11 protein-coding genes are annotated in these 15,198 nt (G+C 32.3%); 4 read left to right on the top strand and 7 right to left on the bottom strand.

The genetic code is table 11. The features are described 5' to 3' along the window. Window positions 1-103 precede the first annotated feature (103 nt). A complete protein-coding gene (locus AD998_17830; protein KOY87741.1) occupies window positions 104-712 on the top strand; it encodes a transcriptional regulator in 609 nt (202 codons plus the stop codon). Between the two features lie 18 nt (window positions 713-730). Further along, window positions 731-1,201 (top strand): hypothetical protein, encoded by a 471-nt coding sequence (locus AD998_17825; GenBank protein KOY87740.1) that lies wholly within the window; start codon window positions 731-733, stop codon window positions 1,199-1,201. 21 nt (window positions 1,202-1,222) lie between these two features. Here the strand turns inward: AD998_17825 and AD998_17820 are convergent, their stop codons facing one another. From AD998_17820 to AD998_17810, 3 genes are read right to left on the bottom strand one after another with little or no spacing between them, the layout of a single operon-like run. Beyond that, window positions 1,223-1,657, bottom strand: a complete 435-nt coding sequence (locus AD998_17820; GenBank protein ID KOY87739.1) for a hypothetical protein — start codon at window positions 1,655-1,657, stop codon at window positions 1,223-1,225. A gap of 19 nt (window positions 1,658-1,676) precedes the next feature. Further along, on the bottom strand, window positions 1,677-4,262 hold the full coding sequence (locus tag AD998_17815) for a hypothetical protein (GenBank protein ID KOY87738.1): 2,586 nt from the start codon (window positions 4,260-4,262) through the stop codon (window positions 1,677-1,679). A gap of 25 nt (window positions 4,263-4,287) precedes the next feature. After that, window positions 4,288-8,607, bottom strand: coding sequence for a hypothetical protein (locus AD998_17810; protein ID KOY87737.1), 4,320 nt, complete (start codon window positions 8,605-8,607; stop codon window positions 4,288-4,290). Between the two features lie 99 nt (window positions 8,608-8,706). Between AD998_17810 and AD998_17805 the strand changes: the two genes are divergently transcribed. Then, entirely contained in the window at window positions 8,707-9,330 is a 624-nt protein-coding gene (locus AD998_17805) for a hypothetical protein (protein ID KOY87736.1), read from the top strand. Here the strand turns inward: AD998_17805 and AD998_17800 are convergent. The 4 genes from AD998_17800 to AD998_17785 all read right to left on the bottom strand — a co-directional run bounded on the left by AD998_17800 (window position 9,327) and on the right by AD998_17785 (window position 13,148). Next, entirely contained in the window at window positions 9,327-10,007 is a 681-nt protein-coding gene (locus AD998_17800; protein ID KOY88273.1) for a hypothetical protein, read from the bottom strand. The two genes, AD998_17805 and AD998_17800, sit on opposite strands and share 4 nt — an antisense overlap. A 164-nt stretch (window positions 10,008-10,171) precedes the next feature. Beyond that, window positions 10,172-10,942, bottom strand: a complete 771-nt coding sequence (locus tag AD998_17795; protein KOY87735.1) for a methyltransferase type 11 — start codon at window positions 10,940-10,942, stop codon at window positions 10,172-10,174. 63 nt (window positions 10,943-11,005) lie between these two features. Beyond that, window positions 11,006-12,289 (bottom strand): tyrosyl-tRNA synthetase, encoded by a 1,284-nt coding sequence (locus AD998_17790; protein KOY87734.1) that lies wholly within the window; start codon window positions 12,287-12,289, stop codon window positions 11,006-11,008. 91 nt (window positions 12,290-12,380) lie between these two features. After that, window positions 12,381-13,148 carry a hypothetical protein gene (locus AD998_17785; GenBank protein ID KOY87733.1) on the bottom strand — a complete coding sequence of 256 codons (768 nt, stop codon included), beginning with the start codon at window positions 13,146-13,148 and terminating at the stop codon, window positions 12,381-12,383. A gap of 297 nt (window positions 13,149-13,445) precedes the next feature. Between AD998_17785 and AD998_17780 the strand changes: the two genes are divergently transcribed. After that, on the top strand, window positions 13,446-15,182 hold the full coding sequence (locus AD998_17780; protein KOY87732.1) for a lysyl-tRNA synthetase: 1,737 nt from the start codon (window positions 13,446-13,448) through the stop codon (window positions 15,180-15,182). The last annotated feature ends 16 nt before the right edge of the window (window positions 15,183-15,198 follow it).

Raw genomic sequence — 15,198 nt, 5'->3', positions numbered from 1 at the left:
GAATTTTCAGATAGGCTTTTATTTTTTATAAAAAAAGAAAGAAAGCTAAAATATAAATGACTTATAGAAGGTTATTATATAAAACTATCTAAACCTAGTATTTATGTATATACCCAAACTTTATCAGATTACAGAACAAGAAGAAAAAATAGAGTTTATCAAGAAATATAGTTTTGGAACTATTATTTCGATAGTTGAAAATATCCCTATTGCTACACATTTGCCATTTTTAGTTTCTGAAAACAATCATGAATTAATCTTAGCATCTCATTTTGCAAGAGCAAATCCACAATGGAAAAATATAGAACAGAGCAATGTTTTAATCATTTTTAGTGAACCTCATGCTTATATATCACCTACACATTACGAAAAAGAGCTAAACGTTCCAACTTGGAACTATATGGCTGTTCATGTATATGGAAATGTACAAATAAGAGAAACTAAAGAAAAAACTTTGGAGATTTTAGAAAAAACTATTCAAAACTTCGAACCAGTCTATCAAAAACAGTGGGATAGCCTTCCAGAAGAATATAAAAGTAATATGTTGAAAGGCATTGTAGCTTTTGAGATAAAGATTACAGATATTCAAGGCAAGAAAAAATTAAGCCAAAATAAAACAGAAAAAGAACAACAAAATATCATAGAAGCATTATCTAAAAGTAAATACACTCACGAACAAGAAATTTCAGAGCTTATGAAAAAGAATAAATAAAATGATTGATGAAAACTTATGGAGAAAATTTATTTTGAAGTAATAAAACATGGTAACCAAGAGATATCATTAATATCAGACTGGTATTTTTATGAGTGGAATATTAAACGAGAAAAAACAATCAATCAGTTAAATGAACTCACAAATCATGCTCAATATTTTCAAGTTTTAATGAAACGGAATGATGAGCCTATTGCCACAGGAGGTATTTATAGTCATGTTTCCTTATTAGATAAAGAGCCAAATTTTAAAATATATCCATATTGGTTGGCTTTGGTTTATACGATTCCTTCTGAAAGAGGTAAAGGATATGGAGCTATATTATGTGATTTTATTGAGAGAGAAGCCTTAAAAAGAAATATAAGTGAGTTATATTTATTCACTCATACAGCAGAAAGTTTATATAAACGTTTGGGATGGCACACTCTTGAGAATATGATTATAAACGAAAAGAATATAGCTATTATGAGAAAGCAACTATCTGTATGAGTATGTCTTAATCTTAATGAATTAAAATATTTCTTCTTTTTTTATTTTAATGAAGCCTTGAGCATCAGGACAATTGGAGGAAGACCACGAACCTTCCATGAAATATTCATAGCCTCTCCTGATGAGTTCCATATTCATTTTTTTGAGGCAGAAATAATAACCTTCTCTATTTTGTTCTTCATCAATAGATTTTTCATAGATGGTAACTTTATCACCTTCTAAAGTACCTATAAAAGAGTATTTCACAAAAACATCTTCACTATCTAGAAGTTTAAAAAAAGATGTTCCAATGATTTCACCTTGCGATTTGAAAGTAATATTTAGTTCCATCACATACTCTGTAGCCAAACCACCTGCATTTTGAGTAATGATACCTCTGTAAAATCCACTTGCCTTGTTTTGAGCAATAGCATTTAAGCCAAATACTGATAGAATAATGATAAATAAAGTTTTCATAATGGTTAATTTGATCTAGTTAGGATTTTGTAATGAGTTTTTTGCCATCCCAATAAACCTCAACACTTTTACTATTGGCATTTTTAAGCAAACTGAAAATCGGTTTGGTGCTATCAGCATCCGAAAACCATAATCTATCTATACTATCATACTCAAAAGGAATCAAAATTTTTCCTTTACTATCTACAATGCCATATTTTCCATTTTTTCTGAGAATAGCTGTAGAAAAATCTTTTTTGGGAGAAAGAATGGTATTCATCTCAAAACCAGAAACTATTCCTTCAGCATCCTCTTCGTACTCAAAAGGGAGAATCTGCTTGAATTGTTTATCTACAAACCCCCATTTATTACCTTTTTTTACACCAACAGGAATAGCTGGATCGTTATAAAATCTACCTAACTCATCATAATTTAAGGGAATGAGATACTTGTTGGCAGACATCAATCCTTGTTTTTTATTTTTTTCTACAATAAAAAATGCTCCTTTTTCCGAGTACTCATTCTTTACATAATCAAACTCACAAGGTACAAGTATTTTATTTTCGAGACTTATGATACCATATTTTCCATTTTTCTTGACATAAGCATAATCACTTTTATAGTAGGCAATCTCCACTTGTTCATACTCGCAAGGGATTACTAATTTGTTATCTGATAATCGTAAAATGCCTTGATTGTTATTTTTTATAACAATCAGATGTGTATCATACTCTCCTTTGAAATAGGTTTTTTTATAAGAGTTGTACTCAAATGGAACATTAATGCCTTTTGCATTGAAATAATATTTTTTACCATTTTTCTCTGCAAGACCTTCCTGATGACGAATATTATAATCTATTTTATCGTATTCATAAGGTAAAATATTAGAAAGAACAGTTCTATCAGACTTGATGACATCTATCAAACCATATTTACCATTTTTCTTTGTAATATAGGTACCTAAAAAAGTATTTTCAGAAACTTTCGCCTCAACAGTTTGTGGACATTCATCATACTCATGAGGCAAAAGCCCATCAACTCCCCATTTTCCATCAATTTTGGTAAATGGCACATATTCTGTAAGGTTAAAATCTTCAATTTTAAAAGGTGCTACAATGGTATTATTTCTTGAAATTTCTCCCCATTTTCCATTTTTCTTAGCAATAGCTCTGTTGTTCTCTTTAAAATTATCAAAAAAATCATCATATTCAGCAGGAATGATAATTTTTCCTGTGTGGTCAAAAGCTCCTATTTTTCCATTTTTCTTAAATAATATGATACAGTCTGTACAAGTAGTTATATTACCACAATCTACATCTCTTTTCAAAACAGAATCTTTTGCATAACCTTCAGAATCTAATGTTTGAGTAAATGCATTGCAACTCAATATTTTTTCTACATCATTAGGCAATTTGAAAGCATCTATTTCTCCACCACCATAAGGTTCTCTATCCCAAGATGTTTTTCTTTCTATCAAAGGCATTACATACGTTTCTTTGGTATTGGAAAGTGTGATAACAACTTTTTGTTGATCAAATTCTGATTTTTGATTAAAGATGATATTTAATTTTTCGTCTAATAAATAAACTTGATTGTCCTCATTAGAATAAGCAAGCACTTTATTATCAGGGAATTGATATAAAACAAAGCTTGTACCACTCAAATTGATTATTTCTTTGATTACCTTATTCTTTTCATTGATCAATACGTATTTATAATATTGAATAGGGTCTGAATATTCGGAGAATTTTCTTGATTGACCAAGCATCACAAGCAATCTTTTTCCATTGAGTAGGTTACTTGCTGAAACAATATGTTCTTTTGGAAATAAGACATTATACTTTTCATCAAACATCAACAATTTAAGTTCTTCTGATTGATTGAAAGTTTTAGCAACTAATAAGCCTCCATCATACAAATCAAAATCGATTGGATTGATGTAAAAAAGACCTTTTTGTTCGTTTTTAAGAGATTTATCATGTTTTTTGATAATATTCTGAATATTTAAAATTTTTCCTTTTTTATCTAAAATGTAATAGCTATCCTGACTATTAGCATTTAGAAAAACTCTACCGTTTACAAACTTTGACTTTTGATCGAAAGAGATTTTAATTTTCGATTTCTGTATAACATTTGAAAAAACAGTATTTCCTTTTGTATCAATAAAAAAGACATTGGCTTTACTATCGTCATAGCCTCCCATTGTGTTGCCACCAGTAGAAACTAATGCAACACCTTCTGAAAAGTCTGTAGCTTGGTCGTAATAACCAGTAATTACAGCATCTCCTTTTTCATTGATGTAGGTTGTTTCATTGTTCCTTTCTGTATTTTCACAGAGTAGTAAACCATCATAAAAATCTGTTCCTTTTACCCAAAGATTAAGATATTCCTTTCCCTTAGAGTCTATCCAAAAATTTCTGCCTTCATTTTCACCATAATCATAGGCAATAAAACCACTTTTGATAGGTAGTATTCTATCATATTTGGCTCCTAAAACAGCTTTGCTACTATTTTCATCATATAAGCCCCATTTTCCTTTTTCTTGAAAACGAATAAGACGATTTTGAGCAAAAACAATGTTGATGAAAACTATCAACAAACACTGTAGAAATACCATTTTTTTCATAAAATAATTTGTAGTTAGATTTTTCTTATTTCCAGTTACCAATGAGTACAAATGGAGCCCAATAATAAGGAGAGCTAAATTTAGGGTTTTTACTTAAATCTACTTGTGCTTTACGTAAAGCATCTGTAAGAGGCATGGTTTTTAGGTTTTTATAAAAATTTTCCATTAAAATAGAAGTAGCATCATCATCCACATTCCACATAGTAGCTACTACAGATTTTACACCCTGATTGATAAATGCACTGGCAGGACTGACAGGGTCGTTGTGGTGTTCTGCTTTTGAGTCAATAACGGCTGTTTTACAAGCTGAAAGTACAACCAAATTTAGATGTTCCATCAGAGGACTTCCAAAAAGTTCTTTGATTTCAAATTTTCCGTCTGCACTACCTTGTTTTGCCATAATGAGATACGAATTACGAGGGTCGTCATAATCTAAAACGCCATGTGTTGCAAAGTGTAAGATACTAAAATTATTATCCAAAGTTTTTATTTTATCTTCTGTGGCATCATTTTTTAAGAAAACTTGTGTTTGTGGATATAAAACCTTGATGCTTTTTACTTCTTTTTCGGCATTGGGCAAAGAATTATCAGGATTGCCAAAAGCTACAATTTTCAAATCTTTGGAGGTGTTTTCTTGTTCAAGATTATCAAAAATATCTCCTAAGTTGGTATAGAAAATCCCATATTGCTCAATAAGAGGGCTGAAAGTTCCATCTTTCAGGGTTTTGCCAATCATCTGGAAAGGAAGTACATACAACTGCCCACTGGGTATAATTGCCAAAACTTGCTTGTCTTTGATCTCGTTATGAACAGGATTTATCAAAAGCATATAAGCTTTTTCTGCCACCTGATTGAAAAATACTTTTTGCAGAGTGTCTTTGGAAGGCTCTTGTCTGCGAGCTTCTTCTTGACTCAAATCCAAGGGGTTTCCTCTGACACCTTGTTTTTTTACGATAATACTATTTCTGATAGCTGTTACAATATCATCCAAATCAGATTTTTTTACTTTTACCTTCTTACCCGAAATATTATTTTGAGTAGCTACAATGATATACAAGTCCTGAGTACCCATGAAATACGAAATCACAGCCATATTTGCAGGAATATCTTTTTTCTTTTTACGCAAATTGGCTAATTGTTTTTGGTAGCTATTGAGAGCGGACTCTCCATAGACAAAATTCAAATATTCTTCTTCTTTTACAGAAATTACTTTTTTCAAACTCTCAATTTTCTGTTTGTCTTGCTCTTTTTCTGCTTTTTGAAACTGTTCTTGTAGTTCTTGTTTTTTTGCTAATAAATCTGTCTTAATTTCTTTACTACGCTCTGTGTTGGCTTGTTTTTTCTTGTCTTGATACTGGATTTCTAAATTCTTGAATTTATTTTGCATTTCAGCAAGGTTGTACTGTTGCATGAAAGAAAGAGCTTCTTCAATATCGTTTTTCTCAAAAAGTACATCAATGAGTGTACCATATACTTTTAGCTTGCCTTCGTTGTTAGAGAATAATTTTTTAGCTTCTTCTCCTCCCGTTACACTATTACGCATTTTTTCAAGTACTTCAACAGACTTTTTGAGATACTCTTTACTCTTTTCAAGGTCTTTCTTCTCTCTATACATTAACCCGAATCGGTAGTAGGTTTCCCAAATGTATAAATCATAACCAATTTTTTGAGATAAAGTAATTACTTCATTACCAGATTGCTCTGCTTTAGTTATTTGTTTGGTTTGGAAATACAATTCGCTCAAATAATTTTTATTGGCAATCAGTTGGTCTGTTAGGTTTAAGGTTTTAGATAAATTATAAGCTTCGAGAAGTTTTTTCTCAGATTCAGGGTATTTTTTCTGTCCCAAGAGAGCAATACCATACAAACGTAATGCAGAGGCTTTAGGGCGTTCCGATTTTATTTTTACAGCCATTTCATAAGCTTCTTGAGCTTTTTTCTCTGCTTCTTGGTAGCGTTTGAACTGATAGAGTACATCTGCCTGATTGCCTAATGCAATGCATAGATTCTCGTTATAAAGCATGATTTTTTTCATAGCTTCGGAAGCCTCCTGAAAATCTTTCAGAGACTTTTCATAATTTCCTTGAAAATAAGCCAAACGACCGCTAATCATTTGATTGTTTATCAACGATTCTTTAGAATCAAGTTTTTTATAAATACTATCGCTCTGCTTTGTGAGCCATTCAGCTTTTTTGTAGTCTCCTATACTGATAGCCAAATTTGCCATATCACCATACAAACTTGCAATTCCCCAAATATTGTCTGTTTTCTTACTTAATTCTAAGCCTTTATCATACATTTCTTGGGCTTTGGGATAATTACCACTAACTAAATTGAGCCAACCCAAGCCAGAAAGAGCTGAAATTTCACTGCCTTTGTCATTGGTTTCTTGAGATGTTTTGAGAGCCATTTCATAAAGTTCTCTGGACTTAGGGAAGTTTCCTCTTGTAGCATTGATATGTCCTAAAGAAAGCAAGCTACTGGTTTCTAAGCCTTTATCTTGCATTTTTTGAGATATTTTAAGGGCATTCTCAAAATACTCTTGAGCTTTTTGGGTATTTCCTTTGTTGAGTTGTAAATCTCCAATTCTACGATAACAGTAAGCAATAGCGTTATCATCTTTGTCTTCTTGGGCAAGTTTAAGAGCCTGATTAAAAAGTGTTTCTGCCTTTGCAAAATCATTTTCTAAAAGAACAGTCAGGTTTGCAACATTGGCTAAAGCATAAATTTGTTCACTTCTGTTACCCAGTTTTTGATAAGCTTCATAAGCTTTTTGGTAATGATTTTTCGCATCAGCATATTCTTTGTTATCGTAATACATGCTGGCAGAGGTTTTATATACTTCTGCTAAAAAAGTTTTGTTTTCAAGTTGTTCTCCAATTTTAATGGCATCTTGGAGTGTTTGTTTTCGTTTGTCTGTTTCACCAAGTTTATTGTAAGTTTTAGCAATTCGAGAAAGAGTATTGGCTTTTCTACCTAAATTTTTTTGGTCGGATGCTGCAACTTTATCAAAATAACTTATAGCTACTTGATAAGCATTTATGGCATCTTTGTACTTGCCCATAGAAAAATAACTATCCCCTAAATTGCGTACAGTAAGTCCTACATAAGGCTGTAAAGTAGCCACCAAAGAAACCTTTTCTTTGATTTTAGGCAAATATTCTTGTTGAATCTTGTAAGCTCTTAAAAGTATTTTTTCAGCTTGTTCATACCTGCCTAGCTCATTGTAAGCATCTCCCAGATTGTTTAAAGAAAGAGATGCCATCAAAGGGTTTTCATCTAAAAGATATGTTTGAGAGGCTTTTTCATAATAAGAAGCCACATCTTCCCATTTATATTCATTGCTGGCGATACCTGCTTTTGTCCAATATGCCTCTGCAAGCACAGAGTTATATTGTTTGAGTTTAGAAACAACAATCAGAATATCAGCCAATTTATGGGCTTCTGCAAATTTTCTGTTACTATTTAAATTATCTGCTTCTGTATCTAAATTTTCTAAAAACTCTTTAGAAATATTGTTGTTTTTTGTCACAATACTCTTGATTTGCTCTTCAGAAGTAGCACCAAGTAATTGTTTTTTGATTTCATCTTCGCTCAGTGGAATATTACTTCCATTCATCAACCATGTAGCATAAGTTTCAGAAATTTTCCAATTGGTTGCTAAGTAAGGCTTACTGCTAACTTCAACAAATTTGAAAAAGCCATATACATCAGCAGGGGTTGCAAGCAACATGGCATCTAATACATTTTTACCTATATGCTTTCCTTCTTTGATAGTTGGAAAACCTGCTTTATCTTTTTGATAGAAATTTCCTACAAACTTTATATCAGCCACCATACTATCTATGACAATCTTCTCTTTAGCAGGTGTAAGTGCATAAATAGCATCATAATAAGTAACATAATTCTTGTCATATACTGACTGGAAGAAAATACCATTTTGAGCTAAACTAAAAAAAACATTTCTTTTTGTATTTTTAGGGACAGAAAGTTTACAAGCAAAAACATCTCCCACAAGTACTGTTTGCCCTGTTTTTACAGGGATTTGTATATAAGTCTGTGAATCGCCTTCTTGTGAAATGGTTGCTTTTTCACTAATGATACCCTCATGACTTGGGTTTTCTTTGGTTGATTTGGCTATAACTATCCCTGAAAGAAGTTTTGTAATACCAATATCTTGCCCACCTTGAATAGATCCTTGGCAAACACCATTAGAACATCCATTTACTTCGTTTATACGAAATAAAAAAAGTTTCTCTTCTGTTTCCTGAGCAAAAAGAGATAGGGTGTATAAACTAAAGACCAAAGTCAATAATCCAGTTCTTAAAAAATATAATAATTTCATGGTTTTGGTTTTTTCTGTAAGAAACTAAAAAAAAGAGATTTCTTCAATACGCTTTTCGGCGTATTTTTTGTAGTGAATCTGTTTAAAATATTTTTATTTATGTCAGAGCTTCAGGTTTTTACTTTTTGGCAAATTCTTTATAATACTATTTTAGGATTTATGTCACCAACAGTTCATGACAATAAAATAGAAAGATATGTAGTTATTTATCAGTATGATGTAACTTTCAAGGACAGCACCCAAGTTTGTGAATTATGGTTTTATAAGAATGAGCCTCCACAAAAAAAAGGGACTTTTTATTATAAAATACCCGTTCAAAGTGATTTTATTGATGAATATATTTTGAAGGCATCAAAAGGTAAAAAAACTTATGAAACCTTCGATTCTACTATATGTGAAGTAGGAGGGAGAAGTGCATGGAATAAATACATTTTTAAATATGATAATTTAAAACGCCCTGTTTCTGTGAAACACTTTAAAGCATATTGGGAGGGGTATGATAAAAATGGAAATCCGATTACTTATACTAAGCCTCAATATTTTCATTCAGAAACAATTTATTTTGAGTATCAAGGCAACAAAACTACCCAAATAACCAAAGATGTATCAGGAAAGGAATTAGAGAAAACAGAAAGGGTTGTAAACAAGGAATCCAAGCCTCTATTAGAAACTTGGACAGCATGGGATACCCACAGATATAAATTATTTTATCAGTATTATTAAGGAAGTAACTTAGTAAAATATAAATTGGTTAGAATGTAGCCATTTAGTTGATAGCCTTTATTTGTTAGTAGTTGATAAATTTGATGTTTTTCTGGTTGATTAGGATTAAAATCTTCAGCTTCAACAACAATTAAAAGAGGTGTATATTTATCAAAATCCAAAGAAGATAACGCTTCATAATCATGCTCTTCTACATCTACTGATAAAAAATCAAAAATTAAAGGGCAAGATTGTTCATCTAAAATTTCAGTTAGACTTCTAGGTTGAATATTTTTCTTTGAAACTATTTTTTGACCTTCTTTCAAACACTTTTCTATATAATTCTTATCTATAGATGAAAGAACATTGTTAGTTAATTCTATAAACTCTATAGGCTTAGAAATATTTGAAACAAAAGAGCAGATAGCTTTGTCCCTAGGACGTAAATATTTGTATTTATGAATTAGATTTTCATTGGCATCTACACAAATACCTTTCCAACCCCTTCTATAAAATAAGAACGAATTAGATATAAAAGTTGGATGATTACACCCAACTTCCACATAAAAACCTGTTTTTGTGATTTTAGGCTTTAAAATGGACTCTATAAGCCTGTCTTCACCAGTAAAAGCATAACTAATTCTAGCGGAACGACCAAAAGTAAGACGATTAAAAGATAAAAACCAGTATTTGAGTATCCTAAAAAATGATAAAATAGGAGATTTAAATGTAAAAAACTGAGAAAAACTAATGCGAAATTCTTGTAGAGTAATTCCCCAAATAGTGAAAAACGCTCTTGTAATTGTTTTTTCGTAGAGTAGTTTATATCGAAGTTCTGAGAAATTCATCTATAATATTAGTTTTATTTCTCAGCTATATAAAATAAATCAAGTGCTTTATCAGGAGTATTACTTAGAAAATAGTCAGTGTGAGAGATTTGACTTGATAGGCTATTTTCATTTTGCATCAATTTTTTTCTGTTAAATCTATTCAGAAAATCGTAAGGGATTTGTAACGCCCAACGAGGTAAATGCTTTTCTAAATTAAAAATATCTAATTTCTTAAACTTTGCCACCGATTTTCTGTTTTCTGCGTGGTATTGCATTACTTTTTCGTTACCATCTACACCATACGTTTCTAATTTTGAGAAATACTTTTTCATCAATTTTTCTAGACCATCTGCCGTATATTCACGTATGTGCCAAGGGTTTCTGGTAAGCGATTGTTTGATATTGGGGGTAGAAATAAAGGCTTTGCCGTGTGGTTTCAAAACTCTATGTATTTCCTTTACAAACAAATCGTCATTTTCAATATGCTCAATTACTTGAAACGTAATGACATAATCGAAGGTGTTATCTTCCAAACTCTCTAAAGGAGGGATGTGATGTGTAATAAAACGATGATTTGGATACTCTATCTGGAGTTTTTCAATGAGTTTTCCGTTTTTATCTACGGCTGTGTACGTCCCCGATTTCTCCAAAATAACAGCCAAACCACGTCCCACACCACAACCAATTTCTAAAATATCTCCCTTTATCATCTGAGAAGCCTGATGGTAAGCAAAAAACAGTCTCTGATGAATCGGATTATCAGAAGCTATTTCGTGAGACGTGATTTCGGTGGTTGAAAACATAAATTTATATTTTTAGATAAAAGAAATGAGACATCAGACAAAAGACCAATGTCTCAAATTAAATTATTGTATTTTGATTAAATAGTAACTCTTTTTGCCATTTTGAGCTAACAAGTATTTATTTTGAAGAAGCTCAAAATCAAGGTTTTGCTCAGGGTTAGTTACTTTAATTTTATTGATGCTCACAGCATTATTTTGAATAGCTTTTCTGGCTTCTCCTTTAGATTTAAAAATCTGATTTTGAGTAGTTTCAGAAAGAAGATTCACTACATTTTGAGCATTAGAAAGCTCATCTTTTGAAATAGATACTTGGGCTACACCATCAAAAACTTCTAATAACGTATTTTCATCTATGCTTTTTAAATCTTCTACAGCATCTTTTCCAAACAAAATATTGGTTGCTTTGATTGCATTTTCCAAATCCTTTTTGGAATGAATACGTTCAGTTAATTCCTCTGCTAAAGCTTTTTGTAAAATACGTTTTTCAGCAGCTAATTTATGTTCTCCTTCTAAAACTTCAATTTCTTCTTGAGTCTTTAACGAAAATACACGAATCAGACGATGCATATCTGCATCAGCTTGATTGATAAAAAACTGATAGAATTTGTAAGGACTTGTCATAGAGGCATCTAACCATACATTACCCGATTCTGATTTACCAAACTTAGCACCATCTGCTTTGGTAAGCAATGGTGTAGTAAGGGCAAAAGCTTCTCCACTATCAATTCTTCTGATAAGTTCTGTACCTGTGGTAATGTTACCCCATTGGTCAGAGCCTCCCATTTGAATTTTAACGTCTTTATTTTTGTATAACCAGTAAAAATCGTAGCCTTGTAGTAATTGATAGCTAAATTCGGTAAATGAAATCCCCCCACCATCACCCAATCTGTTTTTTACAGAATCTTTTGACATCATGTAATTTACAGTCAGGTATTTGCCAACATTACGCAAAAATTCTAAAAAGCCCATTTCTTTGAACCAATCGTAATTATTTACGATTTCAGCAGCATTTTCGCCTTCAAAACTCAAAAATTTAGAGAGTTGATGACGAATGGCATCTTGGTTATTTCTAAGAGTCTGTTCATCTAAGAATTTTCTTTCTTCACTTTTTCCAGAAGGGTCGCCAATCATGCCAGTAGCACCACCCACCAATGCAAAAGGCTTATGCCCAGCTTTTTGGAAATGCACCAATATCATGATAGTTGCTAAATTGCCAATGTGCAATGAAGAAGCCGTAGGATCAAAACCAATATAACCTGTTGTAGGGGATTCTAACTGTTTTTCTGTTTCAGGCATCATATCGTGGAGCATTCCACGCCAGCGAAGTTCTTCTATAAAATTGCTCATAGCTTTGTTTTGTACAAATGTGTGTTCTAAAAAAAGAACGCAAATTTAATGTTTATTTAGTAAAAGCACAAAAAAAGCTATGAAAACTATCTTAGTGTTCTATATGAAAGTTGTATTCATTGATGATATGAGGAGCCCCTTCGACAAAAGTTTTTTCTACAAATGTAATATGGTCTTTTTTATCCCAAAGTAGTACTGTAGAGCAACAAGTACCATATTTTGGGCTTCGAATAAACATAGAAGAAAGCATTTTTTCTTGTTCCAAAGAAAGTCCAGTTTGTTGAACTTTATCATCTTCTGGCTTGCTTTCATCTTCCATAATGGCAAGTAAATCAGTAATTTCCAACTTAGAATTGTTTTGTAGATAATTTTCTAATTTGTTTTTTCCTAACTGTATTTTGTGCCAATCAGCATCAAGTAAATGGTTACTCAAACCAAAAATACCCTGATTGATTTTCTGAATACTCTTTGAATAATTTGAATAATAAAATAAATCGTCTTTATCGCCTGTTAGCAAATTGAAACCATTGTATTGTGAGGCTTTAAATTGTACTCTGAACATATATTTGAGTGGGTCAGCATCGCCTAATAAATAATTGGTATTGAGTTCTCCACGGCTGGGTGTATTTGTTCGGATATTGAAAGGGTCTCGGTAATTGGTCAGAGCTGAAAACTTTCCTTTTTTGTTGATACCTAACCATGTACCTCCACCTAGCAAATCTTTGCCAGCAAGTAAATGAGGATTTTCTTCCCAGAAATGAGCAGCTTGTGTTGGACGAGCATAGAACTCATCCCGATTGGCAATCAAGACTAATTTATATTGAGGGTGTACTTCTAATCCGAAAATAATAAGACACATTGTATATAATTTTGATTTTTAGTTGTTTGTAAAATATTTGTTATAACATTTATTATTTATGGAAACATTTTTCCTTTTATTGTGTTAATACTTTAGTTTTCATAATTGTAAGTTTTTGATTAGTTAGGTTCCATAATCCGAGTCTTTTAGGCTCGGATTATGCTTTTTCATGCAAAACGTTTTGCATTATGCTCTTTTTTACTGAATTTTGCAAACTCAAAAGGTATCTTTCATTTCTTAAGAAACCCTATTTCTCAAGAAAAAATTAGCTATTAACCATTTTAAATTAAAAATTCAATGCAACACCTTAGCGAACAAGAGATTTTACGCCGCAACAAAAGACTGGATTTGATGAAGTTGGGGATAGACCCATATCCTGCCGAAACATTTGAAGTAAATGTTTCTATTGCAGATATTTTAGCAAATTATGAGAAGGACAAGACGGCTTATAAGAATATTTCGCTAGCAGGTAGATTGATGAGTTTTCGTATTATGGGTTCTGCATCGTTCGCTGAAATACAAGACGCAACAGGTAGAATGCAAATTTATTTGCAAAGGGATGAAATCTGTCCAACAGAGGATAAATCATATTATAATAATGTATTTAAGAAATTATTAGATATTGGTGATATTATTGGTATCACAGGCTATGTTTTTACCACTCAGACAGGAGAAACGAGTATTCATGTGACCTCTTTCAAGATTTTGAATAAATCGTTACATCCATTACCAGTTGTAAAAGAAGTAAAAGATGAGGAGGGCAATGTAAAAACTTATGATGCTTTCACAGACCCCGAACAACGTTATCGTCAGCGTTATGTGGATTTGATTGTAAACCCACAGGTAAAAGAAGTATTTATCAAACGTTCTAAATTGGTAAATTCTATTCGTGATTTCCTTATCAACAAAGGTTATTTAGAAGTAGAAACACCTATTTTACAGGCAATTCATGGAGGAGCTGCTGCTCGTCCATTCGTAACACATCACAATACGCTTGATATGCCTTTATATTTGCGTATTGCTAATGAATTGTATTTGAAAAGACTAATTGTAGGTGGTTTTGATGGCGTTTTTGAATTTGCAAAAGATTTCCGTAACGAAGGAATGAGCCGTTTCCACAATCCAGAATTTACACAAGTCGAAATCTATGTAGCTTACAAAGACTATATCTGGATGGCTGATACACTAGAAGAAATGGTGGAAAAAGTAGCGATGGATTTGCATGGTACTACCAAAGTACAAGTAGGAGATAACATCATTGATTTTCAACGTCCTTGGAAACGTTTTACAATGAAAGAGGCTATTCAGAGTTTTACAGGTGTAGATATTGAGGCTCACGATGAGGCTGGTCTTGCCGAAGAGGCTCGTAAAATGGGTATTGAGGTGGATAGTACCATGGGTAAAGCAAAATTGATTGATGAAATTTTTGGTGAAAAAGTAGAGCCTAATCTTATCCAGCCTACATTTATTTTGGATTATCCTGTAGAAATGTCGCCTCTTACCAAAAAACACCGTAGCAAAGCTGGTTTGGTAGAGCGTTTTGAGGTAATTTGTAATGGAAAAGAAATTTGTAATGCTTATTCTGAGCTAAATGACCCTATTGACCAGAGAGAGCGTTTTGAAGAACAATTGCGTTTGGCTGAACGTGGAGATGAGGAGGCAATGGCAATGGATGAAGACTTCTTGAGAGCTTTGGAATATGGAATGCCTCCAACAGCAGGCATTGGTATTGGAATTGACAGACTTTCGATGATTATGACCAACCAAAACTCTATTCAGGATGTACTTTTCTTCCCTCAGATGAAGCCAGAAAAGAAAATCCAATATGCAAAAACAGAAGATTATGTAGCAGTAGGAGTACGTGAGGAACTTGTACCAATTTTGCAAAAAATGAATATCTTAACTATTGAAGAACTGAAAAAACAAGAACTCAACAAACTCTTCAATGATGTGTGTGGAATGAGAAAGAAAATGAAATTGGATGGGGTGAAAAACCCTACCAAAGAAGAAGTAGAAAGTTGGCTTACAGCATAAATCAAAAAAAGGCAGA

It is taken from the genome of bacterium 336/3 (assembly GCA_001281695.1).
Classification (GTDB): domain Bacteria; phylum Bacteroidota; class Bacteroidia; order Cytophagales; family Thermonemataceae; genus Raineya.
This window is presented reverse-complemented; position numbering and strand designations above follow the sequence as displayed.

Excerpts from the sequence above, each read along its gene's own strand:
- AD998_17830 (KOY87741.1), top strand. The coding sequence starts at position 104 with ATGTATATACCCAAACTTTATCAGATTACAGAACAAGAAGAAAAAATA.
- AD998_17825 (KOY87740.1), top strand. The coding sequence starts at position 731 with ATGGAGAAAATTTATTTTGAAGTAATAAAACATGGTAACCAAGAGATA.
- AD998_17820 (KOY87739.1), bottom strand. The coding sequence starts at position 1,657 with ATGAAAACTTTATTTATCATTATTCTATCAGTATTTGGCTTAAATGCT.
- AD998_17815 (KOY87738.1), bottom strand. The coding sequence starts at position 4,262 with ATGAAAAAAATGGTATTTCTACAGTGTTTGTTGATAGTTTTCATCAAC.
- AD998_17810 (KOY87737.1), bottom strand. The coding sequence starts at position 8,607 with ATGAAATTATTATATTTTTTAAGAACTGGATTATTGACTTTGGTCTTT.
- AD998_17805 (KOY87736.1), top strand. The coding sequence starts at position 8,707 with ATGTCAGAGCTTCAGGTTTTTACTTTTTGGCAAATTCTTTATAATACT.
- AD998_17795 (KOY87735.1), bottom strand. The coding sequence starts at position 10,942 with ATGTTTTCAACCACCGAAATCACGTCTCACGAAATAGCTTCTGATAAT.
- AD998_17790 (KOY87734.1), bottom strand. The coding sequence starts at position 12,289 with ATGAGCAATTTTATAGAAGAACTTCGCTGGCGTGGAATGCTCCACGAT.
- AD998_17785 (KOY87733.1), bottom strand. The coding sequence starts at position 13,148 with ATGTGTCTTATTATTTTCGGATTAGAAGTACACCCTCAATATAAATTA.
- AD998_17780 (KOY87732.1), top strand. The coding sequence starts at position 13,446 with ATGCAACACCTTAGCGAACAAGAGATTTTACGCCGCAACAAAAGACTG.